The sequence below is a fragment of the Streptomyces hokutonensis genome, from assembly GCF_042751305.1.
Classification (GTDB): Bacteria; Actinomycetota; Actinomycetes; order Streptomycetales; family Streptomycetaceae; genus Streptomyces; species Streptomyces hokutonensis_A.
Genome location: NZ_JBHYWD010000001.1, coordinates 1 through 25315, shown reverse-complemented (window position 1 = coordinate 25315; position 25315 = coordinate 1). Strand labels below are relative to the sequence as shown.

The 25315-nt window shown below is 69.4% G+C and carries 23 protein-coding genes, 1 rRNA gene, 1 pseudogene and 1 riboswitch; of the genes and pseudogenes, 8 read left to right on the top strand and 17 right to left on the bottom strand.

The window, feature by feature from the left end:
- The first annotated feature begins 79 nt into the window (after nt 1-79).
- Nucleotides 80-2038: an APC family permease gene (locus tag ACFXC1_RS00125; RefSeq protein WP_381236634.1), complete on the top strand. Its 1959-nt coding sequence runs from the start codon at nt 80-82 to the stop codon at nt 2036-2038.
- A 394-nt stretch (nt 2039-2432) separates the two neighbouring features.
- Nucleotides 2433-2954 carry a hypothetical protein gene (locus ACFXC1_RS00120; RefSeq protein ID WP_381236631.1) on the top strand — a complete coding sequence of 174 codons (522 nt, stop codon included), beginning with the start codon at nt 2433-2435 and terminating at the stop codon, nt 2952-2954.
- Here the strand turns inward: ACFXC1_RS00120 and ACFXC1_RS00115 are convergent.
- A complete protein-coding gene (locus ACFXC1_RS00115) occupies nt 2932-3522 on the bottom strand; it encodes a DUF1707 SHOCT-like domain-containing protein (RefSeq protein ID WP_381236628.1) in 591 nt (196 codons plus the stop codon). The two genes, ACFXC1_RS00120 and ACFXC1_RS00115, sit on opposite strands and share 23 nt — an antisense overlap.
- A gap of 97 nt (nt 3523-3619) precedes the next feature.
- On the opposite strand from ACFXC1_RS00115, the gene ACFXC1_RS00110 reads away from it, so the two are divergent.
- On the top strand, nt 3620-4015 hold the full coding sequence (locus ACFXC1_RS00110; RefSeq protein WP_381236625.1) for a TOBE domain-containing protein: 396 nt from the start codon (nt 3620-3622) through the stop codon (nt 4013-4015).
- A gap of 30 nt (nt 4016-4045) precedes the next feature.
- On the opposite strand, the gene ACFXC1_RS00105 is transcribed toward ACFXC1_RS00110, so the two are convergent.
- The 3 genes from ACFXC1_RS00105 to ACFXC1_RS00095 form a co-directional block, all read right to left on the bottom strand.
- On the bottom strand, nt 4046-5206 hold the full coding sequence (locus ACFXC1_RS00105) for an NAD-dependent formate dehydrogenase (protein WP_381236622.1): 1161 nt from the start codon (nt 5204-5206) through the stop codon (nt 4046-4048).
- A gap of 104 nt (nt 5207-5310) precedes the next feature.
- Nucleotides 5311-6243, bottom strand: coding sequence for a LysR family transcriptional regulator (locus tag ACFXC1_RS00100; protein WP_381236619.1), 933 nt, complete (start codon nt 6241-6243; stop codon nt 5311-5313).
- A gap of 26 nt (nt 6244-6269) precedes the next feature.
- Entirely contained in the window at nt 6270-7235 is a 966-nt protein-coding gene (locus tag ACFXC1_RS00095; RefSeq protein ID WP_381236616.1) for a PucR family transcriptional regulator, read from the bottom strand.
- A gap of 41 nt (nt 7236-7276) precedes the next feature.
- Between ACFXC1_RS00095 and ACFXC1_RS00090 the strand changes: the two are divergent.
- Nucleotides 7277-8091: pseudogene (locus ACFXC1_RS00090) on the top strand (xanthine dehydrogenase family protein molybdopterin-binding subunit); the annotation flags it as partial.
- Here ACFXC1_RS00090 and ACFXC1_RS00085 read toward each other — a convergent pair.
- Nucleotides 8003-8494, bottom strand: coding sequence for a molybdopterin-dependent oxidoreductase (locus tag ACFXC1_RS00085; RefSeq protein ID WP_026179593.1), 492 nt, complete (start codon nt 8492-8494; stop codon nt 8003-8005). The pseudogene ACFXC1_RS00090 and the gene ACFXC1_RS00085 sit on opposite strands and share 89 nt — an antisense overlap.
- A 205-nt stretch (nt 8495-8699) precedes the next feature.
- Between ACFXC1_RS00085 and modA the strand changes: the two genes are divergently transcribed.
- From modA to ACFXC1_RS00070, 3 genes are read left to right on the top strand one after another with little or no spacing between them, the layout of a single operon-like run.
- Nucleotides 8700-9521: a molybdate ABC transporter substrate-binding protein gene (gene modA / locus ACFXC1_RS00080; protein WP_381236612.1), complete on the top strand. Its 822-nt coding sequence runs from the start codon at nt 8700-8702 to the stop codon at nt 9519-9521.
- Entirely contained in the window at nt 9518-10375 is an 858-nt protein-coding gene (locus ACFXC1_RS00075; RefSeq protein WP_381236609.1) for an ABC transporter permease, read from the top strand. The genes modA and ACFXC1_RS00075 overlap by 4 nt, the downstream gene beginning before the upstream one ends.
- Nucleotides 10372-11424, top strand: coding sequence for an ABC transporter ATP-binding protein (locus tag ACFXC1_RS00070; protein WP_381236606.1), 1053 nt, complete (start codon nt 10372-10374; stop codon nt 11422-11424). Before ACFXC1_RS00075 ends, ACFXC1_RS00070 begins: the two co-directional genes overlap by 4 nt.
- A gap of 19 nt (nt 11425-11443) precedes the next feature.
- Here ACFXC1_RS00070 and gcvP read toward each other — a convergent pair whose 3' ends face one another.
- On the bottom strand, nt 11444-14329 hold the full coding sequence (gcvP, locus tag ACFXC1_RS00065; RefSeq protein WP_381236603.1) for an aminomethyl-transferring glycine dehydrogenase: 2886 nt from the start codon (nt 14327-14329) through the stop codon (nt 11444-11446).
- A 179-nt stretch (nt 14330-14508) separates the two neighbouring features.
- Nucleotides 14509-14604, bottom strand: a riboswitch (glycine riboswitch).
- A 114-nt stretch (nt 14605-14718) separates the two neighbouring features.
- Between gcvP and ACFXC1_RS00060 the strand changes: the two genes are divergently transcribed.
- Nucleotides 14719-15090, top strand: coding sequence for a PRC-barrel domain-containing protein (locus ACFXC1_RS00060; protein ID WP_381236600.1), 372 nt, complete (start codon nt 14719-14721; stop codon nt 15088-15090).
- Here ACFXC1_RS00060 and ACFXC1_RS00055 read toward each other — a convergent pair.
- The 11 genes from ACFXC1_RS00055 to rrf all read right to left on the bottom strand — a co-directional run.
- Entirely contained in the window at nt 15012-16514 is a 1503-nt protein-coding gene (locus ACFXC1_RS00055) for a DNA polymerase IV (protein WP_381236597.1), read from the bottom strand. The two genes, ACFXC1_RS00060 and ACFXC1_RS00055, sit on opposite strands and share 79 nt — an antisense overlap.
- Before the next feature lie 57 nt (nt 16515-16571).
- Nucleotides 16572-17216: a MerR family transcriptional regulator gene (locus ACFXC1_RS00050; RefSeq protein WP_093624310.1), complete on the bottom strand. Its 645-nt coding sequence runs from the start codon at nt 17214-17216 to the stop codon at nt 16572-16574.
- A 216-nt stretch (nt 17217-17432) separates the two neighbouring features.
- A complete protein-coding gene (locus tag ACFXC1_RS00045) occupies nt 17433-17906 on the bottom strand; it encodes a bifunctional nuclease family protein (RefSeq protein WP_006123076.1) in 474 nt (157 codons plus the stop codon).
- Between the two features lie 85 nt (nt 17907-17991).
- Complete coding sequence (gene ftsR / locus ACFXC1_RS00040) at nt 17992-18729, bottom strand: transcriptional regulator FtsR (protein WP_381236593.1); 738 nt, start codon at nt 18727-18729, stop codon at nt 17992-17994.
- A gap of 43 nt (nt 18730-18772) precedes the next feature.
- Nucleotides 18773-19654 carry an FHA domain-containing protein gene (locus ACFXC1_RS00035; RefSeq protein ID WP_381236590.1) on the bottom strand — a complete coding sequence of 294 codons (882 nt, stop codon included), beginning with the start codon at nt 19652-19654 and terminating at the stop codon, nt 18773-18775.
- Nucleotides 19655-19715: 61 nt separating this feature from the next.
- A complete protein-coding gene (locus ACFXC1_RS00030; protein WP_019075738.1) occupies nt 19716-20552 on the bottom strand; it encodes a DUF881 domain-containing protein in 837 nt (278 codons plus the stop codon).
- A gap of 5 nt (nt 20553-20557) precedes the next feature.
- Complete coding sequence (locus tag ACFXC1_RS00025; RefSeq protein WP_019059351.1) at nt 20558-20890, bottom strand: small basic family protein; 333 nt, start codon at nt 20888-20890, stop codon at nt 20558-20560.
- Entirely contained in the window at nt 20887-21723 is an 837-nt protein-coding gene (locus ACFXC1_RS00020; protein ID WP_381236586.1) for a DUF881 domain-containing protein, read from the bottom strand. The genes ACFXC1_RS00025 and ACFXC1_RS00020 overlap by 4 nt, the downstream gene beginning before the upstream one ends.
- A 167-nt stretch (nt 21724-21890) precedes the next feature.
- On the bottom strand, nt 21891-24386 hold the full coding sequence (locus ACFXC1_RS00015) for a mannose-1-phosphate guanyltransferase (protein WP_019075736.1): 2496 nt from the start codon (nt 24384-24386) through the stop codon (nt 21891-21893).
- A 114-nt stretch (nt 24387-24500) separates the two neighbouring features.
- Nucleotides 24501-25109 carry a CDP-alcohol phosphatidyltransferase family protein gene (locus ACFXC1_RS00010; RefSeq protein ID WP_381236582.1) on the bottom strand — a complete coding sequence of 203 codons (609 nt, stop codon included), beginning with the start codon at nt 25107-25109 and terminating at the stop codon, nt 24501-24503.
- 111 nt (nt 25110-25220) lie between these two features.
- A 5S ribosomal RNA gene (gene rrf / locus ACFXC1_RS00005) occupies nt 25221-25315 on the bottom strand; the annotation flags it as partial.

Sequence of the window (25315 nt, the reverse complement as noted above, 5' to 3'; positions counted from 1 at the left end):
ACTCTCCGCTTACGCTGGTGCCGCCGTCCGCGTGATGGCCAGAAACCGCACGCTGACCCGCACCCCCAGGAGCACGCCCATGGCCACGACCGAACACCCTCCCAGTCGCCTGCGCGCCTGGATGCTGGAGGGCCTGGCCGACATGGGCAAGGGCGGCGGCCAGCAGGTGCCGCAGTCCGTGCCGGAACCCGAACAGGAGGCGCACAAGGGCCAGCGCTGGTGGCGGGTGATGTGCCTGACCGGTGTCGACTACTTCTCCACCCTCGGCTACCAGCCGGGCATCGCGGCCCTGGCGGCCGGACTGCTGTCGCCGGTCGCGACCATCGTGCTCGTGATCGTGACGCTCGCCGGCGCCCTGCCCGTGTACCGGCGCGTGGCGGAGGAGAGCCCGCACGGCGAGGGCTCCATCGCGATGCTGGAACGGCTGCTGTCGTTCTGGAAGGGCAAGCTGTTCGTCCTCACCCTGCTCGGCTTCGCCGCGACCGACTTCCTGATCACCATCACCCTGTCGGCGGCGGACGCCTCCACCCACCTCGTGGAGAACCCGCATCTGACGGACACCCTGCACGACAAGCAGATGCTGATCACGCTCGTCCTGGTCGCCCTGCTCGGCGCGGTGTTCCTCAAGGGCTTCCTGGAGGCGATCGGTGTCGCCCTCTACCTGGTGGCGATCTACCTGAGCCTCAACGTGGTGGTCGTGGTGGTCGGCATGTGGCACGTGCTCACCGAGGCCCACGTGGTCACCGACTGGACCAGCGCCCTCACCACCGAGCACGGCAACGTCTTCGCCATGGTCGGCGTGTCCCTGCTGGTCTTCCCCAAGCTGGCGCTGGGCCTGTCCGGCTTCGAGACTGGCGTAGCCGTCATGCCGCACGTCGAGGGCGACCCGGACGACACCCACGACAACCCGAAGGGCCGTATCCGGGACACCAAGAAGCTGCTGACGACCGCCGCGCTCATCATGAGCGTGTTCCTGATCGCCACCAGCTTCATCACCACCGTGCTGATCCCGGAGAAGGAGTTCAAGACGGGCGGCCAGGCCAACGGCCGCGCGCTCGCCTATCTCGCGCACGAGTACCTGGGCAACGCCTTCGGCACGGTCTACGACCTCTCCACCATCGCCATCCTGTGGTTCGCCGGCGCCTCCGCGATGGCCGGCCTGCTCAACCTGATGCCGCGCTATCTGCCCCGCTACGGCATGGCCCCGCACTGGGCCCGCGCGGTCCGCCCGATGGTGATCGTCTTCACGCTGATCGCGTTCCTCGTCACCTGGATCTTCGACGCCAGCGTCGACGCGCAGGGCGGCGCCTACGCCACCGGCGTCCTGGTCCTGATGTCCTCGGCCGCGATCGCGGTGACCATCTCCGCCCGCCGCGCCCGCCAGCGCAACTGGACCGTCGCCTTCGGGATCGTCTCGGCGGTCCTCCTCTACGTCACCGTCGTGAACGTCATCGAGCGCCCGGACGGTGTGAAGATCGGCGCCTGCTTCATCGCCGGCATCATCCTGGTCTCCCTGCTCTCCCGGCTGGCCCGCGCCTTCGAACTGCGCGTGACGAGTGTGCAGTTGGACGACATGGCGGAACGATTCATCCGCGACATGGCCAGCCGGAAGATCCGCTTCGTGGCCAACGAGCCCGACCGCCGGGACAAGGCCGAGTACCGGGAGAAGATCGAGCAGATCCGCGCCGACAACGACATCCCCGGCGAGGACTTCGTGTTCGTGGAGGTGACGGTCCTCGACGCCTCCGAGTTCGAGGCGGGCCTGACCGTGCGGGGCGAGGTGCTGCACGGCCGCTACCGGGTCCTGACCCTGGAGTCCTCCTCGATCCCGAACGCGCTGGCCGCGCTGATGCTGCACGTCCGCGACACGACGGGCCGCATCCCGCACATGTACTTCGAGTGGACCGAGGGCAATCCGTTCGCCAACTTCCTCCGCTTCTTCCTCTTCGGCCAGGGCGAGGTCGCCCCGGTCACCCGGGAGGTCCTCCGCGAGGCAGAACCGGACCGCGCCCGCCGCCCGCGCGTACATACGGGCTGACACCAACCGGACCTACCGCCCCACCCCCACACACCGACCGGCCCAACCCGGCCCCGAAATCCTCGCGCACATACACACCGACCACCCCGGACAGGACGCCGCGCCCGCGCGTACACACCAACCGACGCGGAGCCGCCCCGACTTCCCCGCGCACACCCCGGACGAGCCGCGCCCGGCGACCCCGCGCACCGGCCGACCCAAACCAACCCCGGCGCCCCGCGCCCAGACACCGGCCAATCACGCCGGGCAGGCCGCCTACCCGTACCCCTGGTCGACCGTTCGCGGTCGGCCGAGCCGCCGTCACCGTAAGAGACACGACAAAATCCGGTCCCGCAGCGTAAGAGGCCCGTCAGGGGCCCGCGCGTCGGGCCCGGGGCGGCCTACGGTCGGCCTCATGCGGCACAGCACCCCACCACCGGACCCGGCCGGCGACCGCCACTGGCGCGGCGACGCCCGGCTGGCGGCGGGCTGCGCGCTCGGCTTCCTCGTGATGACCCTGCTGGTCGACTGGAACGCCGGAACCCTGACCCTCACCCGTGCGCTGCTGTGGTTCGCCATGTCGGCGGCGCTCTGCGCCGTGCTGCTCCCGCACCGCGTCTCCGCGGGCCCCGGCTGGCTCACCGTGGACAGCCCGCTGCTGCGCCGTACGGTGCACACGGACGCGCTGACGGCCGTACGGCAGTACGGCGATGTCTCCGCGCGCCTGGTCCTGCGGGACACGTACGGACAGTGGCTCGAACTGGACCCTCGGGTGCTGGTCGCCAACCCCCTCCTCTGGCACGAACTGGACACGGGCATACGGCACTCGATGGAGCGCGGCACACTGCGCCAGGGCACCGAAGTCCGGCGTCACCTGGGTCATCTGATCGACGACGAGACGGCCCGGTCGGTGCTCAGGGCGTCGGGGATTTCCTGACCTTGCGCCGCGTCCGGCGTATCAGGACCTTGCCGAACCCCAACTGCCCGACGATCTCTATCCGCAGTCCGACCGGAGTGTCCGGGTCACCGGGTCCGCGCGTCTTGACCTTGCTGTAGTTGAGCACCAGGTCGTCGGTGTTGACGACGACGCCCGGCGGGAGCAGCAGCCGTAGCGAACCGAGGTGCATGTCCAGGTCGACGCGCAGCGTGGCCTGGGTGATCACCGCCTGCGTGAAGTCGAGCGTCACATCGCCCAGGCGCGACTGGATCTCCAGCCGGCGCGGCACCACCCAGCCGTCACCGCGCCGTGTCGAGCCGCCGTTCTGCTCGATGCGAGCGACGTCCTTCACCTCGACCGGAGTCGGGCCGGCGACCACCGGCAGGTCGGCCGTCAGGACCGCCAGCTCCCCGAGCGTGCGGGCGGACAGGGCGGCCTCGACGCGCTCGTCGAGTTCCTCGGCGGTCAGCCGCCCGTCGCCGGCCGCGCCGGTCAGCACGTCCACGACGCGGTCCCGGTCCGCATGCGAGGCCCTCAACCCGGTCGTGCTCGTCAGCTCACCCGACATACCCTCACCCCGATCGACGGCCTGCGCTATATCGCGTTATACCCCAGGGTCAACCCCCCGTCCACCGACTTCCGTTTCTGCCCCTAGGGTGGCGCGTATGCAGTCCTACACAATCGGCCAGGCGGCGCGGCTGCTCGGCGTGAGTCCGGACACCGCGCGCCGGTGGGCGGACGCGGGCCGGGTGACGACCCACCGCGACGAGGGCGGCCGGCGGCTCATCGACGGTGTCGATCTGGCCGCGTTCTCGGTCGAGTTGGCGAAGGCGGGCGTCGTCGAGGAGGGCACCTCCTACACCTCGGTGCGCAACGCGTTCCCCGGCATCGTCACCGCGATCAAGCTCGGCGACGTCGCCGCGCAGGTCGAGATCCAGGCGGGCCCGCACCGGCTGGTCTCGCTGCTGACCCGGGAGGCGGTCGAGGAACTCGGCCTGGAGGTAGGCATGGAGGCCACCGCCCGCGTGAAGTCGACGAACGTACATATCGACCGCGTGTGAGGCGTGCGGCGGCCCCCGTCGGTCACCGCGTCACTTGTTGACCGAGTAGGAGTGCGCGCCGGTCCCCGCCAGCGCTCCCCCGTCCACGATCAGGTACTCGTCGCGGATCGGCCGCCCGGCGAAGAACGCCTCCAGGATCTCCCGGGTGCCCGCCGCGTACCGGGCCTGCGCCGACAGCGAGGAACCGGAGATGTGCGGGGTCATCCCGTGGTGCGGCATGGTGCGCCACGGGTGGTCCGCCGGAGCGGGCTGCGGGAACCACACGTCACCGGCGTAACCCGCCAACTGCCCGCTGCGCAGCGCCCGTTCGACGGCGTCCCGGTCGACGATCCTCGCCCGCGCGGTGTTGATGAGATACGCGCCGCGCTTCATCTGCGCGAGCAGCTTGTCGCCGAACAGCCCCTCGGTCTCCGGGTGCAGCGGCGCGTTGATCGTGACGACGTCGCAGTGCGGCACCATGTCCTCGGCGCTCTCGTGCCAGGTCAGCCCCAACTCCCGCTCGACGTCCTCGGACAGCCGGTACCGGTCGGTGTAGTGCAGCTTCACGTCGAAGGGCGCGAGCCGCCGCAGCACCGCGAGCCCGATCCGCCCGGCGGCGACCGTCCCGACGTGCATGCCTTCGAGGTCGTACGAACGGGCCACGCAGTCCGCGATGTTCCAGCCGCCGTCGAGCACCACCTGGTGGGACGGCAGGTAGTTGCGCACCAGGGACAGCGTCATCATCACGACGTGTTCGGCGACGCTGATGCTGTTGCAGTACGTCACCTCGGCGACCGTTACGCCGTGGGAGATCGCCGCGTCGAGGTCGACGTGGTCGGAGCCGATGCCGGCGGTGACCGCGAGCTTGAGGTTCTTCGCGGCGGCGATCCGCTCGGAGGTCAGATACGCGGGCCAGAACGGCTGCGAGATCACGATGTCGGCGTCGACCAGTTCCCGGTCGAAGACCGAGCCCTCGCCGTCCTTGTCGGAGGTGACGACCAGGGTGTGCCCGGCGCCCTCCAGGTAGGCGCGCAGGCCGAGTTCACCGGAGACGCTGCCGAGGAGCTGCCCCGGGGTGAAGTCGACCGCCTCGGGGGTGGGGGTGGTCTGGCCGCCCGGGTAGTGGTCGATCACGGGCAGGTCGTCACGGGCGTACGAGGTCGGGTATCCGTCGGTCGGGTCGTCGTACAGGACACAGAGAACCTTGGCCATGTCGCGGCTCCTCAACTCCGTTGTCGGAAGGTGCACTTCACGATCCTCGGAGTGAATCGCCCTGGTCAAAGCGAACGTTGCTATGCCCGGATAGCCCGCGTCTATCAGCGCCCGTCGCCCAGGTAGGTGTGCAGCAGCTCGTCGAGCGCGTCGCGTACGCCCGCCTCCCGCGCCACCTTCAACAGGGCTTCCGCCAGCACGGATCGGGGCTCGGTGCGGGCGACGACCAGTCCGACCCGGGGCCCGTGCGCGGGCCCGTTCAGCGGCACCACCCGCATCCCCTCCGGTACGTCGAACATGTGCAGCCACGCGTGCGAGATCACGCTCGACCAACGCCCGCCGGGCAGCAGCGTGTAGAGCCCGGCGACACTGTCCGACTCGATAGCCGGGGAGGCCGTCGCCCCCTCGGCCGCGAAACACTCGTCGATGATGCGGCGGTTGCGCATCCGCGAGTTGAGCAAGCAGAGCGGGAGTGTGGCCGCCTGCGCCCAACTGGCCTTGCTGACACCGCCGAGCGGCCCCTCGACCGGGGTCAGCAGGACGTACCGCTCCTCGTAGAGCGGGAAGCGGCGGACGTTGCGCAGGCTGTCGTCGTCCAGGTACGTCATCGCCGCGTCCAGCTCGAACTCGGCGAGCCCGTGCAGGATGTCGACGGACGACCGCGACTCCAGGGCGACCCGGGCCCGGGGATGCCGTTCGCAGAACGGGGTGGTGAGGAGGGAGGCGGCGGGCAGCGCGGTCGGCACCACGCCCAGCCGCAGCGTGCCGGTCAGGCCGCCGCGCAGGACGGACAACTCCTGGTGCAGGGCGTCCCGTTCGGCCAGGATGCGGTGCGCCGAGGCGAGCACCACCTCGCCCTCCGGGGTCAGCCCCTCGTACCGTCTGCCGCGCCGTACGATCGGCACGTCCAACTCATGCTCCAGGCGCCGGATCGCGGCCGACAGCGAGGGCTGCGAGACATAGCAGGCCGCCGCGGCGCGCGCGAAGTGCCGCTCACGGGCGAGCGCGACGAGGTACTCCAGCTGACGCAACAGCATCCCTGACCTCCCCTGTGACGTGCAGGCTAGGCGCTGTCCGTCCGGCGCAACAGGGCCGCCCACAGGGCGAGTCGGTCGTAGAGGCGGGAGAGGTCGCGCCCGGTGAAGTGCTCGATACGACCGATGCGGTAGTGCACGGAGTTGACGTGCAGATGCAGCGCCTCCGCGGTCCGCGCCCAGGAGCCGTCACAGGCGAGGAAGGTCTCCAGGGTCTCCAACAGGACTGCGTTGCCCCGCAGTTCACCGAGAACGGTCCGGCTGAAGGCGGTACGGACCTCGGTCGGCACACCGGTGAGCAGCGCGTCGAGCCCGATGAGCGCCGAGGCGTCGGTGACCACGGAACCACCGTGCGCGATGCCGCGCGCAGAGGTGAGCGCGTAACGCGCCTGCGCCAACGCCCCGTTGAGATCCTTCGCCTCGGCCTCCCCCTGAGTCACGACCGCGAACGCGGTTCCGTCCGGCAACCGTCCTACGGCCGCATCCCCCGCCCCCGCATGCGCGACCACTTCCGCCAACGCCCCCTCCGCCAGCCCCGCCCGCTCGGCCCCGGTCTCCGCGACGAGCACACGGTACGGCCCTTCCTCCGGCAGCCCACAGGACCGTAGCGCCGTCGCCACGGCCGAAGGATCCGCACCCGGCACGGCGAGCAGCGCCCCCAACTCGTCCGCCGTCTGCCGCTCTTCGGCCCGCGACCGGACCCGCGCCTCCTGGCAGCGCCCCCGTACCGAGGCCAACTCGTGCAGCATGCGCGGCGGGGCGTCGTCGGGGTCGGGAAGGCAGAGGTGCCAGCGCTCGTACGGCGAGACCCCGTCGGCGTCGACGGGCAGGGCCTCCGCCAGCAGACCTGTGGCCTCCCGCGCAGATATCGCAACCGCGCCCGGAGTCGCCGCGACCGTCCGCCCGGACGGCGTGAGGACGTACGCGACGGCCCGTTCGAGGTGAGCGAAGGCCGTCGCCACGATCGCCTCCGGGCCGGCGCCCTGCGCGGCCATCCGGCTCAGCCGCCCCCGCACGCCGTCCGGCAGCGCGTGCCGTCCACCGCCAGATCGCCGCCGGCGAACTCGCCACCCCGCCGACCGGATCACCGTCCGCCAGTCAGACACCGATGTCGTACGCCATGACACGGGCGCCTTCGCGTCGACAGGCACGGTGGTGGCGGGCAAGGCCACCCTGCGCGCATCCCGCGCTCTCGCCGACCAGTTGCTCGACTTCGCCGCCGCCCATCTGCAACTTCCCCGCGCGGACTGCCGGTTGGCGGAGGAGGCCGTACTGCATCCCGGTCGCCGACTGTCGTTGAAGGAGCTGCACGCGGCGGGTGCGGCGGTCGGGGTGGAGTTCGCCGCCGACGGGCACTTCGGCGGCACCCCGCGCTCGGTGGCCTTCGACGCACAGTGGTTCAGGGTCGCCGTGGACCCGGACACGGGTGAGATCCGCATCCTGCGCAGTGTGCGCGCGGCCGACGCGGGCAAGGTGATGAACCCGATGCAGTGCCGGGGTCAGGTGGAGGGCGGGGTCGCCCAGGCGCTCGGCGCGACCCTCTTCGAGAACGTCCGCATCGACGAGCAGGGAGCGGTGCAGACGGCCGCCTTCCGCCGCTACCGGCTGCCGCAGTACGCGGACGTGCCGCGCACCGAGGTGCACTTCATGGAAACGGCGGACGCCATCGGCCCGTTGGGCGCGAAGTCGATGAGCGAGAGCCCCTTCAACCCGGTCGCGCCCGCCTTCGCCAACGCCCTGCGGGACGCGACAGGGATCCGCTTCACCGAACTTCCGCCGACCCGCGACCGGGTGTGGCCGGCACTGGCCGACTCGCCGCACCGTACCCCCCGTCCACCCGTATCGCGCTGATCCCACTGATGTGCCGGGCCCCGCAACGGTCCTGCGGTAGCACCAGTTGCGGCCCGGCACGGTCGAGCGGGGTGTCGTCGATGCTCACGGCGAGCAGAACAGGGGCATGAGCGAAGTCGGGATCGATCTCGGCCCAGGACAGCAGCGCGTGGTGCCCGTCCGTACCGCTCACCGCGATGAGGAAGCGCAACCGGTCCTTGCGGCGGACGGGGTCGAAGCCGGGACCGGCCGCGGACAGGACGTCGTAGAGCCGTGGTCCGGCGAAGCGGTGGACCTGGGTGCCGCTGGTGGCGCACTCGAAGCTGACCCGGACCCGGTGCAGCGGCCAGTTCAGCAGGTCCGGCACGGTCAGCCGGGCGGGCCGGGCGAGGTCCCCCGTCAGGTCGAGCTGCGCGAGCGTCACGAGCCATCACCTCCCGGAATGTGGTACCCGGACGGCACTCCCGTACAAACGCACATGCGCACCCCGCAAGCGAATAGCGCAGCTCATGCGATGCGACAGGAGACCTACACCTTGCATATGCGGCAGTATCATCGCGACACGGCCGTTGCGGCCGGGCAAGGGCGCGACAACCCCTTATCGGCAGAATCAGAGGAGTAGAACCGTGATGACCCGTTCCGCGCGTCGGACCCGCCGGACCCTGCAGGTTGCGGGGGCCGGAGCCGCCGCGCTGCTGGCCCTGAGCGCCTGCTCCTCCAGCGACGACTCCTCCTCCTCGAAATCCGGCACCTCGGCGTCCGCGTCCCCGAAGATGTCCGGCACCGTCACCGTCTTCGCCGCCGCCTCCCTCAAGGAGTCCTTCACCACCCTGGGCAAGGAGTTCGAGACGGCGCACCCCGGCACCAAGGTCACCTTCAACTTCGCCGGCAGCGACACCCTCGCCGCGAGCATCACCAGCGGTGCCCCGGCCGACGTGTTCGCCGCCGCGAGCCCCAAGACCATGGCGATCGTCACGGACAAGGGCGACGGCGTCGGCACGCCGGCCACGTTCGTGCGCAACCAGTTGGAGATCGCCACGCTGCCGGGCAACCCCGACAAGGTGACCTCGCTGAAGGACCTCACCAAGTCCTCGCTCAAGGTCGTGCTCTGCGACAAGACGGTGCCGTGCGGCGCGGCGGCCCAAAAAGCGCTCACCGCAAGCAAGTTGAAGCTCACCCCGGTCTCCTACGAGGAGGACGTCAAGTCGGCCCTCAACAAGGTGGTGCTGAAGGAGGCCGACGCGGCGGTCGTCTACAAGACCGATGTGCACGCGGCAGGTGACAAGGTGGAGGGCGTGGAGTTCCCCGAGTCCGCCGACGCCATCAACGACTACCCGATCACCCTCCTCAAGAACGCGCCCAACGCGGTCGCCGCCAAGGCGTTCATCGCGCTGGTGCAGTCCGCCGAGGGCCAGAAGGTGCTGTCCGCGGCGGGCTTCCTCAAGCCGTGACCCGGCTCGACACCTCCGACGCCGCGGCCGAGACCCTGAACGGCGGCCCGCGGCGTCGCCGCGTCCGGATGTCCGGACGCGGGGTGCCGTTGCCCCTGCTGGTACCCGCGCTCGCAGGGCTGGCGTTCCTGCTCCTGCCGCTGCTCGCCCTGCTGGTCCGGGCCCCCTGGCGGTCGCTGCCGTCACAGCTCACCAGCACGGAGGTCTGGCAGGCGCTCCGACTCTCCCTGCTGAGCGCGACGTTGGCGACCGCGGTGTGCCTGGTCCTGGGCGTGCCGCTGGCCTGGCTGCTGGCCCGCACGGAGTTCCCCGGCCGCCGCGTCGTCCGGGCCCTGGTGACACTCCCGCTGGTCCTGCCCCCGGTGGTGGGCGGCGTGGCGCTGCTCCTGGCCCTCGGCCGCAACGGTGTCGTGGGCCAGTGGCTGGACTCGTGGTTCGGCATCACCCTCCCCTTCACCACGACCGGTGTCGTAGTCGCGGAGGCGTTCGTGGCGATGCCGTTCCTGGTCATCAGCGTCGAGGGCACCCTGCGCGCCGCCGACCCCCGCTACGAGGAGGCGGCCCAGACCCTCGGCGCCTCCCGCTTCACGGCGTTCCGCCGGGTCACACTCCCCCTGATCGCCCCGGGCATCGCGGCGGGCTCGGTACTCGCCTGGGCCCGCGCACTGGGCGAGTTCGGCGCGACGATCACCTTCGCCGGCAACTTCCCCGGCCGCACCCAGACCATGCCCCTGGCGGTCTACCTCGCCCTCCAGAACGACCCGGAGGCGGCGATCGCCCTCAGCCTGGTCCTGCTGGCCGTGTCGATCGCGGTCCTGGCAGGACTCCGGGACCGCTGGATGACGACCTCATGACCACACCTGTCAAGGGCCTCGACGCCCATCTCGTCGTGGACCGCGGCACGTTCCGCCTCGACGTCGAACTGACCGCCGCACCCGGCGACGTAGTCGCCCTCCTCGGCCCCAACGGCGCCGGAAAGACAACCGCGTTGCGAGCCCTGGCCGGCCTGGTCGGCCTGACGGACGGTCATCTACGGCTGGACGGCGCGGAGTTGGACCGTACGCCCCCGGAGTCCCGCCCGGTAGGCGTCGTCTTCCAGGACTACCTGCTCTTCCCGCACCTCACCGCCCTCGACAACGTCGGTTTCGGCCCGCGCTGCCAGGGCGCGACCAAGTCGGAGTCCCGCGCCATCGCCGCCGAATGGCTGGAGAGGATGAACCTCACCGAGCACGCGGGCGCCAAGCCCCGGGGACTCTCCGGCGGCCAGGCCCAACGCGTAGCCGTGGCAAGGGCGTTGGCGACCCGCCCACGCCTCCTGCTCCTCGACGAACCCCTCGCAGCCCTGGACGCCCGCACCCGCCTGGCCGTACGGGCCCAACTCCGCCGCCACCTGGCCGAGTTCGAGGCGGTCGCGGTCCTGGTCACCCACGACCCGCTGGACGCCATGGTGTTGGCCGACCGACTGGTGGTGATCGAGCAGGGCACGATCGTCCAGCAGGGCACACCCGCCGACATCGCCCGCCACCCGCGCACGGACTACATCGCCCAACTGGTCGGCCTCAACCTCTACAAGGGCAACGCCGACGGCCACACGGTCACGCTCGACACGGGCCCCACGATCACCACCACGGAGGACCTGACCGGCGAGGTGTTCGTAGCGTTCCCACCAAGCGCGGTGACTCTCTTCCGGGACCGTCCGACCGGCGCCAGCGCCCGCAACCTCTGGCACTGCGAGGTAGCGGGCCTGGAAACCCACGGCGACCAGATCCGCGTAGACCTGACCGGCGAACTCCCCCTGGCGGCAGACCTGACGACGCCTGCAGCCGCGGAACTGGACCTGCACCAGGGCGCGTCGGTCTGGGCAACGGTCAAGGCAACCCAGACCCACTCATATCCAGCGTGAGCACCCGCGCCCCAAAAACTCAGTCCTCGTACGCATCCAACGGCGGGCAGGAACACACAAGGTTCCGGTCCCCAAACGCCTGGTCGATCCTGCGCACCGGCGGCCAGTACTTGTCGGCAACGGAGACACCGGCCGGGAAGACAGCCTCCTCGCGCGAGTAGGCGTGCCCCCACTCGCCGCCCAGTGCGGCAGCGGTGTGCGGCGCGTTCCGCAGAGGGTTGTCCTCGGCGGGCCACTCCCCCGCCCCGACCCTCTCGATCTCCCCCCGAATCGCGATCATCGCCTCGCAGAACCGGTCCAGTTCGATCAGGTCCTCGGACTCGGTCGGCTCGATCATCAGCGTGCCGGCCACCGGGAACGACATGGTCGGCGCGTGGAAGCCGTAGTCGATGAGCCGCTTGGCAATGTCGTCGACCGAGACACCGGTCGCCTTGCTGATCGGCCGCAGATCGATGATGCACTCGTGCGCGACGAGCCCGCCGGGCCCGGTGTAGAGCACGGGGTAGTGCGGTTCGAGCCGCTTGGCGATGTAGTTGGCGCTGAGGACCGCCACCTGCGTGGCGCGCTTCAGCCCCTCGCCGCCCATGAGCCGGACGTACGCCCAGGAGATCGGCAGAATCCCGGCCGAGCCCCACGGAGCGGCCGAGATGGGCCCAACGCCCGTCTCAGGACCGGCAGCAGGCTGAAGCGGATGGTTCGGCAGATACGGCGCGAGGTGCGAGCGCACGCCCACCGGCCCGACACCCGGACCGCCACCACCGTGCGGAATGCAGAACGTCTTGTGCAGATTCAGATGTGAGACATCGCCGCCGAAGTGCCCCGGCTTGGCAAGCCCCACAAGGGCGTTGAGGTTGGCGCCGTCGACGTAGACCTGCCCGCCGGCCTCGTGGACCTGCGCGCAGATGTCGGCGACGTGCTCCTCGAACACCCCGTGCGTGGACGGGTAAGTGATCATCAGCACCGCCAACTCCTCGCGGTACTGCTCGATCTTCGCCCGAAGGTCCTCGACGTCGATCTCGCCGTCCTCGGCGGTCTTCACGACGACGACCTTCATGCCCGCCATCACGGCACTCGCGGCATTGGTCCCATGCGCCGACGACGGGATCAGACACACGGTCCGCTGCTCGTCACCGTTCGCCCGGTGGTACCCACGCACCGCCAGCAGCCCGGCCAACTCACCCTGCGAACCGGCGTTGGGCTGCAACGACACCTTGTCGTACCCGGTGACCTCGGCGAGCCGATCCTCCAACTCCCGGATGAGCGTGAGGTATCCCTGCGCCTGCTCGGCGGGCGCGAAGGGGTGCAGCTGCCCGAACTCGGGCCAGGTGACCGGTTCCATCTCGGTGGTCGCGTTGAGCTTCATCGTGCAGGAGCCCAGCGGGATCATGCCCCGGTCGAGCGCGTAGTCCCGGTCGGCGAGCCTGCGCAGGTAGCGCAGCATCGCGGTCTCGGAACGGTGGTCCCGGAACACGGGGTGCGTGAGGTACGCGTCGGTGCGCAGCAGGCCCTCGGGCAGCGTGTCCGCAGCGGACGCGTCAAGCGCCTCGATGTCACCCTCCACCCCGAACGCGGTCCATACGGCGGCCAGCTGGGCGCGCGTGGTGGTCTCGTCGCAGGCGATCGACACCTGGTCGGCGTCCACGAGGTGGAGGTTGACGCCGTCCTCGCGGGCTGCGGCGACGACCTCGGCGGCCCGGCCCGGAACACGCGCGGTCAGCGTGTCGAAGTAGCCGCCGTGCACAACCTCGACACCGCCGGCGGTGAGCCCGGCGGCGAGGATCGTGGCGTACCGGTGCGTCCGCCGCGCGATGCCCTTGAGCCCCTCGGGCCCGTGGTAGACGGCGTACATGCCGGCCATGACTGCGAGGAGCACCTGGGCGGTGCAGATGTTGCTGGTGGCCTTCTCGCGGCGGATGTGCTGCTCGCGGGTCTGGAGGGCGAGGCGATAGGCCTTGTGGCCGTCGGCGTCGACGGAGACGCCCACGAGCCGTCCGGGCAGGCTGCGCGCGAACTTCTCGCGCACGGCCATGTATCCGGCGTGCGGCCCGCCGAAGCCCATCGGTACCCCGAAACGCTGTGTCGTACCGACCGCGATGTCCGCGCCCAGCTCGCCCGGCGACTTGAGCAGCGTGAGCGCGAGGAGATCGGCGGCGACGGTGACGAGGGCGCCGAGGGCGTGCGCCTGCTCGATCAGCGGCTTGAGGTCGCGTACGGCACCGGAGGCGCCCGGGTACTGCACGAGCACGCCGTTGATCTCGCGCTCGGCGATGTCGGCCGGGATGCCGTCGCTGAGGTCGGCGACGACGACCTCGACTCCGGCCGGCTCGGCGCGGGTCTCGATCACGGCGATGGTCTGCGGCAGCGCGTCCGCGTCGACCAGGAACAGGCCCTTCTTGTTCTTGCCCATGCGCCGCGACAGGGCCACGGCCTCCGCCGCGGCCGTGCCCTCGTCGAGCAGGGAGGCGCCGGAGGTCGGCAGCCCGGTGAGGTCGGCGACCATGGTCTGGAAGTTGAGGAGGGCTTCGAGCCGCCCCTGGGAGATCTCCGGCTGGTACGGCGTGTAGGCCGTGTACCAGGCCGGGTTCTCCATGACATTGCGCAGGATCACGGGCGGGGTGAAGGTCCCGTAGTACCCGAGCCCGATCATGGAACCGAGGACCTCGTTGCGGTCCGCGAGGGAACGCAGTTCGGCCAGTACCTCGGCCTCGGTGCGGGCACCCGGCAGGTCCAGGGAGTCGGCGTTCTTGATCACATCGGGGACCGCGGCGGCCGTGAGCTCGTCGAGCGAGCCATAGCCGACCTGCGCGAGCATTTTGGCGCGCGCTTCCTGGTCGGGACCGATGTGGCGCTGCTCGAACGGGATGCCCTGTTCGAGCTCGGAGAGCGAAGTGCGAGGGGCGGTCATTTGGGAGGCCTCCTGGTCGGACACGACCTTCGAGGGCACCACGACAGTGGGGTGCCCGGACGGCCTCCCCCTCTGTCATCTCAACCTGAGAGCTTCACCGGCCACCCGAAGGTCACCGGCTTTCACCGTCGGTGAGAGCGAGAGCCGTCGCCGGCACCCGCCCTGCTTTCCAGAGTGACCTCGTCCGTGCGGTACGTGAGCCTGAGAGATTCCGGGGAGGATTTGCTCCTTCGGCGCCTCCGATGAAGTCTGGAGGACTCTCCCGCACGGGGTCAGCAGCCGCTCGCCAGCCTACCAGCGAGCGGTGAAGCCGAACTTTCGAGTGGCCACCGGCCCGATTGTGCTCTTTTGTAGAGTTTACGAATGAGTTGCGACCAGGAGGAGGGCCCGTGCAGACCGATATCGATCCGCGCAACCTGATCGGCCGCAAGGCGTTCGACCGCACCGGCACCAAGATCGGCACGATCGACGAGGTCTACCTCGACGACGCCACCGGTGTACCGGAGTGGGCGGCCATACGCACCGGCCTGTTCTCCAGAGACGCCTTCGTCCCCCTGGAGCCCAGCGAACTGATCGACGGCACCCTGCACATCCCCTTCGACCGCTCCCTGATCAAGGACGCCCCCGACTTCGGCGTGGGCCGCCACCTCTCCCCCGACCAGGAACTCCAGCTCTACCACCACTACGGCCTCGACGTGGCCCCACCGCCCTCCCTCCCGGACCGCGACTTCGGCAAACTGGCGGGCTCGGAAGACACCTGAACCGACCCGGCGGAAGGGCCGGCGGGTCTTCGATTCTCCGGGTGCGGCGCCACCAACTGCCCTGATGCCGCGGCCAGTTCACCCGCGTCCCGCTTCACCAACGGCAGCGGCTCCGCCGGCTCCAGCTCGGGATCGTCGGTCCGGAACGTCCGTACCCGCCCGGGCCCGGCATCCTCCGGTGTTTCGAACCGCACGGTGACCCGCCCCAGCCCGCTCCCCTGCACCCACCCGTGCCCGAACCCGGAGTGGCGCACATCGTGGCCCGCAGGCCAGCGCCGCTCCACGGGCGCCTGCCGCTCCCCGCCCTCTTCCTCCTCCGGGTGCTCCTCCTCAAGTAGGTCGACCTGCCCTCCCGCCGCCTGCGCGAACAGGTCCTCCTGCGTGTAGTCGGCGAGCCCGGAGACGCCCACTCCGAGCAGCCGTACCCCGCCCGTGGTGTCCACGGAGTCCAGCAACCGCGCCGCGGCCTCCCGCACCACCCCGGGATCGTCGGTGGGCCCGCGCAGCGTCTCGGACCGGGTCAGCGTCGAGAAGTCGTACCGCCGCACCTTGAGCACGATCGTCCGCCCCGACAGCCCGGCGCCCCGCAGCCGCCGTACACACCGGTCGGCGAGGCGCTGCACCTCCAGGCCCACCCGGATCCGGTCGTGGATGTCCACGTCGTAGGTGTCCTCGACGGACACCGACTTGGTCTCCCGCTCCGCCACCACGGGCCGCTCGTCGTGCGCCAGCGCCATGGCGTACAGCGCGTGCCCGTGCGCCTTGCCGACCAGCCGTACGAGCTCGTCCTCGCCCGCCTCGGCGATCTCGTCGACCGTGGTGATCCCGGCCCGCCGCAGATGGTCGCCCGTCGCCGGCCCGACCCCCGGCAGCGTGCGCACCGACAACGGTCCCAGCAGCGCCCGCTCGCTCCCCGGCTCGATCAACACCAGCCCGTCGGGCTTCGCCCGCTCGGAGGCGATCTTCGCGAGCATCTTGGAGGCGGCAAGGCCGACCGAGCCTGTGAGCCCCGTGACCGCCCGTATGTCGGCGCGCAGCCGCTCCCCGGCCCGCCGCGCGGACTCGGCGTCCCAGGCCGCCTCGCCGGCCTCCAGGTCCACGAACGCCTCGTCCAGGCTCAGCGGCTCCACCAGCGGCGACAGCGCCCGCAGCAGCGCCATCACCTGCTCGCTGATCGACCGGTAGAACCCGAAGCGCGGCACGAGATACGCGGCGTTCGGAGCGAGCCTGCGCGCCTGGGCCATGGGCATCGCCGAGTTCACCCCGAAAACCCGTGCCTCGTACGAAGCGGTGGCCACCACACCGCGCGGCCCGAGCCCGCCCACGACGACGGCCTTCCCGCGCAGGCTCGGCTTGGACGCCTGCTCCGCCGAGGCGAAGAAGGCATCCATGTCGAGATGCAGGATCGTGGGCGCGGTTCTCACATCTCCGATGCTGCCCTACGCCACTGACAATGCCCCGCTACGGCCCCCGCAGGGCCCTCAGACGGCCCGGTTGCGCCGCCTGGCCAGCTCATCGGCGGGGTTGACCCCGACGAGCGTCTCGCCGGTGTCGACGCGCTCCCCGTGCAGCTGCGACAGGGCGCTCTCCACGTCCCGCCACACCACGCCCACGGCGATCCCGAAGACCCCCTGGCCGCCCTGGAGCAGGGCGTGGACCTCGTCCGGCGAGGTGCACTCGTAGACCGTGGCGCCGTCGCTCATCAGCGTCATGCGCTCCAGATCGCGGAAGTCGCACTCCCGCAGGTGCAGAACGGCGCTGCGGATGTTCTGCAGCGACACACCCGTGTCGAGGAACCGCTTGACGATCTTCAGGACGACGACGTCCCGGAAGCTGTAGAGCCGCTGCGTACCCGACCCGTGTGCGGGCCTCACGCTGGGCTCGACGAGCCCGGTGCGTGCCCAGTAGTCCAGTTGCCGATAGGTGATGCCGGCCGCCGCACAGGCCGTAGGGCCCCGGTAGCCGATCTGCTCGGACGCCATGGACGTCGCCCCTCCGCTGCTCGGCACGGCAGTGGGTCGATGTGGAGCGTGATCGGCCGCACTGCCATGAAGCGGGTACGGGCCACTGTCCCCGAAACTGCGTTCCGGGGCACCCCCAGCCGTACCGTCGCCGCTGCTTCTCACGCCGACCTCCGTCCTTGACCTGCCTTCTCGACGGTAGGCAGTCACCAGGGGTGCGTCAACGATCGCCACGCTAGGCACGCCGAGTGATAATCACCCTAGGAGTGGTTTCCCGTACCCCACCGCGGGGAAAGGCTAGCCGAATGCGCTCGCGGGGGGCCGCAGGACGCTCTCACACGCCGGTGGCAAATGCCGGCATTTCTCTGCCGGCCGTCGATCTCACTGGCTGTTGGTCCCGAAGTCCTCGGGTGAGATCTGGTCGAGGAACTCGCGGAACTTCTCCACCTCGTCCTCCTGCTCGTCCGGGATCGCGATGCCGGCGTCGTCGAGCACGCCGTCACTGCCGTAGATCGGCGTCCCGGTGCGCAGTGCCAGCGCTATGGCGTCGGACGGGCGGGCGCTCACCTCGACTCCGCTGGCGAACACCAGCTCGGCGTAGAAGACGCCCTCACGCAGATCGGTGATGCGTACTTCGGTCAGCTCCTGGCCGACGGCCTCCAGCACGTCCTTGAACAGGTCGTGGGTCAGCGGTCGTGCGGGGGCCATGCCCTGCTGCGCGAAGGCGATCGCCGTCGCCTCCCCAGGCCCGATCCAGATGGGGAGGTAGCGGTCGCCTCCCACTTCACGCAGGAGCACGATCGGTTGGTTGGAGGGCATTTCGACCCGGACACCTACGACATCGAGCTCGTTCACACAGCAACCCTAGGCCGTGCCCGGGACGTTTGGGTAGTCGGGCCGGGATCGGGTGACCGATCAGGCGGCCGTAATCCCGCCCGGCTCAGGGCAGGCGCACGCCGAGCGCGGTCTGCACCAGCGCGGCGTGCAGCTTCACCGTGAGCCCCGCCAGTTCCTTCGTACGGGCCTCCGCGTGGGCCCTGGTCTGCGGATTGCGGTGCCGCTTCAGCGGCGCGACCACCTGCTCGACGAGCCCGGCCTCACGGTCCGCGGCGGCCTTCATGGCGCGCAGGTGCCGGGGTTCGATCCCGAACCGCCCGAGCTCCAGGACGAGCCCGGCCACGGTGACGGCTTCCGCGTCGTACACGCCGTCCGGCAGCGGAGCGATGAGCCCGTACGACTCCCACTCGTCGAGCTCCTGCTCACCGATCCCGGCGGCGGCCAGCAGCTCGGCCCGCCCGATCCGGGCTGCCGTGGGGCCCTCCACGGGCTCCAGGACGACTTCGCCGTCCCGTTGACGGCCTACGGTGGGCAGCGGGGCGGCCACCCCGCGCTCCATGGCGTCGAGGTGCTCGCGGATCACCTTGAGCGGCAGATAGTGGTCCCGCTGCATCCGCAGGACATGGCCGAGGCGCTCTACGTCGGCGGGGCTGAACTTGCGGTAGCCGGAAGGGGTCCGCTGCGGCTCGATGAGCCCCTCCGACTCCAGGAAACGGATCTTGGAGATGGTGACTTCGGGGAACTCGTCGCGCAGCGTGTTCAGCACCGTGCCGATGCTCATCAGCCCGGTGTCCGCGGCGGCGGTACCGTGCCCGGCACCGCCGCTCGGTGTTTGAAGCATGGACCTTCCTGGGGGAATCCCCCGGACCCAGTCCGAGGGAGGGTCAGTAACCCCGCTGGCTCGCGTAGAACACCAGCCGGTACTTGCCGATCTGCACCTCGTCACCGTTGGCCAGGGGAACCGAGTCGATGCGCTCGCGGTTGACGTACGTGCCGTTCAGGCTGCCGACGTCGGCGACCGTGAAGGAACCGTCGGCAACACGCCGGAACTCGACGTGACGGCGCGAGACCGTCACGTCGTCCAGGAAGATGTCGCTCTGCGGATGACGGCCGGCCGTGGTCAGCTCGCCGTCCAGGAGGAAGCGGCTGCCCGAGTTCGGACCGCGCCGCACCACCAGGAGCGCCGAGCCCAACGGCAGCGCGTCGACTGCTGCCTGCGCCTCCGGGGAGAGCGTCGGCATCTGCGTCTGGCCGGTCACCTCGGCGTCGTAGGCCTCGAGACCGGAGATGGAGATCGTGGACGTCGTCTCGGACGGACGCTCCGGGGTCACGCCGGGGCGCAGTGGCGCACCGCAGTTGGAACAGAAGCGGCTGTTCTCCGCGTTGCGGTTACCGCACCTCGTACACACCAGGGCCGACATAGGGGAAAACCCTCCACCCGTACTTGAGGTTGACGGTTGCCCGAAACCTATGTCGCCGGACTGCGCAGGGTCAACCGACGGCGCGCCCTGACCAGCGACCTGGTCACGGAACAGCGGGCGCTGGCCCTCCGCGTCCGGTTGCGCGCGATGGCGAGCGGTCTGACTGTCGCTGCTCTCTTTCGCACTCTTGCCGAACAACTTCGCAAACAACTTCACGGGCGATTCCCCTTGACCGAAACAGACCCGCCCGTGGGGCAGGACGAACCCTGATTGAACACACCGGTCGACCCGGACATCCTCACAACGTCCGTATCCACCAGACAGTTTCCACCACGCACCACCCAATCAGTGCGTCGACCCCCCGCAACCTCATGCCCTCGCCGGACGACCCCCATGCACCCCCGGTTCACCGGGAGGACGACCGAGCGTAGTCAGGCTGCTTCGCGGCCCGCAAGGCATCCACAACGATCTTGCTCGACCGCCCGACGGTAACCGTGGCCTGCTCCTTCTCAAGAGTCTGCACCACACCTCCAGGGATGTTGAGCGCCGGTTCGAGATCCTGCGGCTTGCCGATGACCTTGAAACGATAGGGGGCGTTGATCTTGTTCCCGTCGACACTCACGCTCTTGTCGGAGTCCGTCAGATAGGTGCCGGCCACCACACGTACGCCGTTCACCTGGATCGCCTCCGCGCCGGCCGCGCGCAACTCCTGGACCGCATCGAGCAACATGTCCGCCTCGACCGTTCCCTTCGTGTCGTCGATGGTCATCGTGATGCCGGGTCCCTGCGCGGCCACGGTGCCCGCCAGAATGCCGAGTTGCTTCTCCTTCTCGGCCGTCTGCTTGCGGGCCTCCTCGGCCTGGTCGGAGCTGTTCTCCAGCTCGTCGCGCTGTTTCTGCAGACCCTGCTTCTCGTCCTCAAGACGCTGAGTACGGTCGTCCAGTTCATCGAGAATGCGCACAAGATCTTCCTGCCGGGCCCCACGCAGCGCGCTGTCGCTGTTGCTGTTCGAGGCGACCTGCACGGCCAGCCCGAAGCCGAGGCCGAACAGCAGCACGGCGACGATGAGTTGGGCCCTGCTGGCGCGCGGCGGCCACAGCCCCTGCACCAGCCGCTGCCGACCCGTGACGGTGGGAGCAGGCGTCTCCTCGGCGACCGGCGCCTCCGCAGAAGCAGACGCCGGTACCTCTTCGGGCAGTTCCCTGCGCAGCCTGTTCTCCGGCTGCTCGTCCTCGTTGCTCATCGACGTCACGCCCGGAAGACATGCCGGCGAATGGCCGCGGCGTTGGAGAAGATCCGGATCCCGAGAACGACCACGACACCCGTGGACAGTTGGGCGCCGACGCCCAGCTTGTCGCCCAGGAACACGATCAGCGCGGCCACGACCACGTTCGACAGGAACGACACCACGAAGACCTTGTCGTCGAAGATGCCGTCGAGCATCGCCCGCAGACCACCGAAGACGGCGTCGAGCGCCGCGACGACGGCGATCGGCAGATAGGGCTCGACAACCACCGGCACCTCAGGCCGGACCAGGATTCCGGCCACCACTCCCACAATGAGGCCCAGTACGGCGATCACGATGTGCCCTTCTCAGTTCTCGGCTGTGCTGTTCGTACGATCACACTCGGCGCGGCGGGCAGCCGGAGATCGCTCTCCACGGCGATGGTCGCCCTGATGCCGTAGTTGTCTTCCAGAGCGTTCAGATAGAGCCCGTCGGCACCGTTCTGGAACCTCGTGCTCAGACGCTTCCCGTCCCCCACCGCGAGCACCGTATAGGGCGGCACCAGTGGCCTGTTGTCGACCAGTATCGCGTCGCCCGCGGCCCTGATCGCGGACAGTGCCGTCAGCCGCTGCCCGTTGACGGAGATGGCCTCGGCACCCGCCGCCCACAGTCCGTTGACCACGCGCTGCATGTCCCGGTCGCGTACCCGTCCGGTGTCGGAGAAGTCCGCGGTCTCGCGCGGGTCGTTGCCCCCGCCGCTGCTGGCTTCCTTCGCGTCGTCGACGACGAGCTTCACACCGGGGCCGTGCACCGCGGTGGCACCGGACAGCATGCTCACCAGGTCCGCCTGGCCACTGCCGCCGCTTGTCTTCAGCGCCGCCCGCTGCCGCGCGCTCACGTCGTCCCGGAGCGTGTCGACAGAGCCTTCCAGCTTGTCCGCCGACTTGGTCTCTTTGTCGATACGGTCGATCAGTTCCTGGCGCTCCTTGGCCACCACGGGGGCGGCCACCCGCGCCTGCGCCGCTCCCAGGGTCACCACAAGGGCCGCCAACACCAGGCCCGCGGCGAGACCGAGCTTCGTCCGGAGGGTCTTCGGCATGCCGCTCGCGCCCGCGGCCTTCTTCCGGGCGGCGGCCTCGGCGTAACCCTCGTCGAGGCTGTGGTCCATGACGTTGGTGAGCAGCGACATGGATGCGTCCGGACGCGCAGGGCGCGTGGGTGTGCTCCGAACGGGGGGCTGCTGCGGCATGCCGCACATCGTCGCACGTGGTGGCCTGTACCTCCGAATGGCCCCACCGGCGTGCCGGACAGGCCCCCTTGGGGAGGCATGTCCGGCACGCGCGCGTGGTGCGCGTTTTACCGTCCGGCGCTGTCCACGACCGCCGACCACTCGTCCAACAGGGCCTGCGCGGAAGCGTCGTCGGGCCCTTCGGCCCACAGATGAGTGACCGCCTCGGCCGGGTCCGGCAACACCATCACCCAGCGCCCGTCGGTCTCCACCACCCGCACACCGTCCGTCGTATCGACAAAACGATCACCGGCCGCCTCTACGACCCGCCGCATCACAAGTCCCTTGACGGCCCAGGGAGTCGCGAGATCCCGCTTCAGGACGTGCGCCCGCGGAATCCGGGCATCGATCTGACTCAGCGTGAGCTGCGTCCGCGCCACCAGCCCGATGAGTCGTACGAAGGCTGCGGCGCCGTCGAAGACACTGCTGAACTCCGGGATGATGAAACCGGCCTTGCCGTCGCCGCCGAAGATGGTCGTCTCGTCGCGACCCACCCTTGTCAGGTCGTCCGGCGAGGTCGTCGTCCACTCGACCTGCGTCCCGTGATAGGCCGCCACCTGCTCGGCGATCCTCGTGGTGGTCACCGGCAGCGCCACCCGCCCGCTGCGCCGCTCCGCGGCCACCAGGTCGAGCATCACCAGCAGGGCCCGGTCGTCCTCGACGATCCGCCCCTTCTCGTCGACGAGCGACAACCGCTCACCGACCGGGTCGAACCGCACCCCGAACGCCGCCCGCGCGGAGGCCACGATCTCACCGAGCCGCACCAGCCCCGACCGCCGCGTGTCCGCGGTCTCCGTCGGCCTCGACTCGTCGAGACCCGGGTTGATCGTCAGCGAGTCCACACCGAGCTTGCCGAGCAGGCTGGGCAGCACGAGCCCGGCGCTGCCGTTCGACGCGTCCACCACGACCTTCAGGCCGGAGTCGGCAATTCCGGTCGTGTCGACATTGCGCAGCAGGGACCCGGTGTACGAGTCGAAGACGCTGGCGGGGAAATGCAGGTCCCCGATCTCACCGGGGAACGCACGCCGGTACTCCTGCCGCGCGAACACCCGGTCCAGCTTGCGCTGACTCCCCTGCGAGAGGTCGGCGCCCTGGCTGTCGAAGAACATGATGTCGACGGAGTCCGGCACCCCGGGTGTGGTCCGGATCATGATCCCGCCGGCACTGCCCCGGGCGGTCTGCTGCCGGGCCACGGGCAGCGGTACGTTCTCCAGGTCCCGTACGTCGATGGCGCTGGTCTGCAGGGCGGAGATGACCGCCCGCTTGAGCGCACGGGCGCCTCGGGAGTGGTCGCGGGCCGTGGTGACCGTGGAGCCCTTCTTCAGGGTCGTGGCGTAGGCGCCGGCCAGACGCACCACCAGCTCCGGTGTGATCTCCACGTTCAGGATCCCGGACACACCGCGCGCACCGAAGAGGTGCGCCTGCCCTCTGGACTCCCAGATGACCGACGTGTTGACGAAGGCGCCGGCCTCGATCGTCTTGAACGGGTAGACCCGCACATTGCCCTGCACGATCGATTCTTCACCGATCAGGCACTCGTCACCGATGACGGCGCCGTCCTCGATCCGGGCCGCTCGCATGATGTCGGTGTTCTTTCCGACGACACAGCCACGGAGATTGCTGTGCTGGCCGACGTACACGTTGTCGTGCACGACCGCCCTGTGCAGAAAGGCCCCGGTCTTTACGACGACGTTCGAACCGATGACGGTGTGCTCACGGATTTCGGCGCCGGCCTCCACTTTGGCGTAGTCACCGATGTACAGCGGCCCGCGGAGAACCGCGTCGGGGTGCACCTCGGCGCCCTCGGCCACCCACACGCCCGGCGACAGCTCGAAGCCGTCGATCTCGACGTCGACCTTGCCCTCCAGGACATCGGCCTGCGCCTTCACATAGCTCTCGTGAGTACCGACGTCCTCCCAGTAGCCCTCGGCGACAAAGCCGTAGACCGGCTTGCCCTCCTTCATCAACTGCGGGAAGACATCGCCGGACCAGTCGACCGGAACGTCGGCCTCGACATAGTCGAAGACCTCGGGCTCCATCACATAGATGCCCGTGTTCACCGTGTCCGAGAAGACCTGACCCCAGGTCGGCTTCTCAAGGAAACGCTCGACCTTTCCCTCTTCGTCCACGATGGTGATGCCGAATTCCAGCGGATTGGGCACCCGGGTCAGACAGACAGTGACCAGCGCACCCTTTTCCTTGTGGAAATTGATCAGTTCGGTGAGGTCGAAGTCGGTCAGGGCATCACCGGAGATGACGAGGAAGGCATCGTCCTTCAACGCCTCTTCGGCGTTCTTGACGCTTCCGGCGGTACCGAGTGGCTTCTCCTCATTGGCATACGAGAGCTCCATGCCGAGCTCTTCGCCATCACCGAAGTAGTTCTTGACCAGCGAAGCCAGGAACTGCACGGTGACTACGGTCTCATTGAGCCCATGCCTTTTGAGCAGCCTCAGCACGTGCTCCATGATCGGTCGATTGACCACGGGCAACAGTGGCTTGGGCATGCTTGAGGTCATGGGGCGAAGGCGTGTGCCTTCGCCTCCGGCCATCACTACGGCCTTCATGTCGGAAGCGTCCTCCTCTGAGAGACGACGGTCTAGCCGACTGCACCAGTCCAGATTGTCCCGCACTTTTGCTCAGCGGGCCATCGAGCGACTGTTACCGCCCCATCGGCAAGGTCAGTCGGCCGTGTCATCCGCACGCAGCAGGCGGCGGACTTGTACCACGTAGAGGACTCCTGCCCACCAGTACAGCGTTGTACCCCATCCGGCGAACGCCCATCCGAAAATCGCTGCGAGTGACGGAAGCCATCCACTTCCGTCACTGAGCAACAGCAACGGGAACGCGTACATCAGGTTGAACGTCGCGGCCTTACCCAGAAAGTTCACCTGCAGCGGCGGATAGCCGTGCCGCCTGAGGACGCCCACCACTACCAACAGAACCAGCTCCCGCGCCAGCAGTACCGCGGTCAACCAGATTGGCAGAATCTCGCGCCAGGTGAGTCCGACGAGGGTCGAGAGAATATAGAGCCGGTCCGCGGCGGGATCAAGAAGCCGGCCAAGGCTGCTGATCTGGTTCCAGCGCCGCGCGAGCTTACCGTCCAGGTAGTCGCTGATCCCACTCAGCATCAGCACCAGGAGCGCCCAGCCGTCGCTTTTGGGGCCTCCGAACTCGGGCCTGAGGATCAACCACAGGAAGATGGGTACGCCGACGAGGCGCGCCATGCTGAGGATGTTCGGGATGGTGAGCACCCGGTCTGTCTGGACGCGGGTCTCCTGGACCTCCACCCGGGGGCCTCCTGTGGGGAAAACGAGCCAACGATGCCCCCTGACCTTACCCCAACGCAAAAAAGCTCCGGCTCTTGGGCTGCGTGCCCAAGAGCCGGAGCTCTAAAAGGAGTTCGGCGGCGTCCTACTCTCCCACAGGGTCCCCCCTGCAGTACCATCGGCGCTGTAAGGCTTAGCTTCCGGGTTCGGAATGTAACCGGGCGTTT

Bases quoted from the DNA above. Each gene is read 5' to 3' on its own strand.
- ACFXC1_RS00120 (WP_381236631.1), top strand. From the start codon at position 2,433: ATGCGGCACAGCACCCCACCACCGGACCCGGCCGGCGACCGCCACTGG.
- ACFXC1_RS00115 (WP_381236628.1), bottom strand. From the start codon at position 3,522: ATGTCGGGTGAGCTGACGAGCACGACCGGGTTGAGGGCCTCGCATGCG.
- ACFXC1_RS00125 (WP_381236634.1), top strand. From the start codon at position 80: ATGGCCACGACCGAACACCCTCCCAGTCGCCTGCGCGCCTGGATGCTG.
- ftsR (WP_381236593.1), bottom strand. From the start codon at position 18,729: ATGCTTCAAACACCGAGCGGCGGTGCCGGGCACGGTACCGCCGCCGCG.
- modA (WP_381236612.1), top strand. From the start codon at position 8,700: ATGACCCGTTCCGCGCGTCGGACCCGCCGGACCCTGCAGGTTGCGGGG.
- ACFXC1_RS00020 (WP_381236586.1), bottom strand. From the start codon at position 21,723: ATGTCGCTGCTCACCAACGTCATGGACCACAGCCTCGACGAGGGTTAC.
- ACFXC1_RS00110 (WP_381236625.1), top strand. From the start codon at position 3,620: ATGCAGTCCTACACAATCGGCCAGGCGGCGCGGCTGCTCGGCGTGAGT.
- gcvP (WP_381236603.1), bottom strand. From the start codon at position 14,329: ATGACCGCCCCTCGCACTTCGCTCTCCGAGCTCGAACAGGGCATCCCG.
- ACFXC1_RS00030 (WP_019075738.1), bottom strand. From the start codon at position 20,552: ATGAGCAACGAGGACGAGCAGCCGGAGAACAGGCTGCGCAGGGAACTG.
- ACFXC1_RS00105 (WP_381236622.1), bottom strand. From the start codon at position 5,206: ATGGCCAAGGTTCTCTGTGTCCTGTACGACGACCCGACCGACGGATAC.
- ACFXC1_RS00100 (WP_381236619.1), bottom strand. From the start codon at position 6,243: ATGCTGTTGCGTCAGCTGGAGTACCTCGTCGCGCTCGCCCGTGAGCGG.
- ACFXC1_RS00015 (WP_019075736.1), bottom strand. From the start codon at position 24,386: ATGAAGGCCGTAGTGATGGCCGGAGGCGAAGGCACACGCCTTCGCCCC.
- ACFXC1_RS00070 (WP_381236606.1), top strand. From the start codon at position 10,372: ATGACCACACCTGTCAAGGGCCTCGACGCCCATCTCGTCGTGGACCGC.
- ACFXC1_RS00095 (WP_381236616.1), bottom strand. From the start codon at position 7,235: ATGGCCGCGCAGGGCGCCGGCCCGGAGGCGATCGTGGCGACGGCCTTC.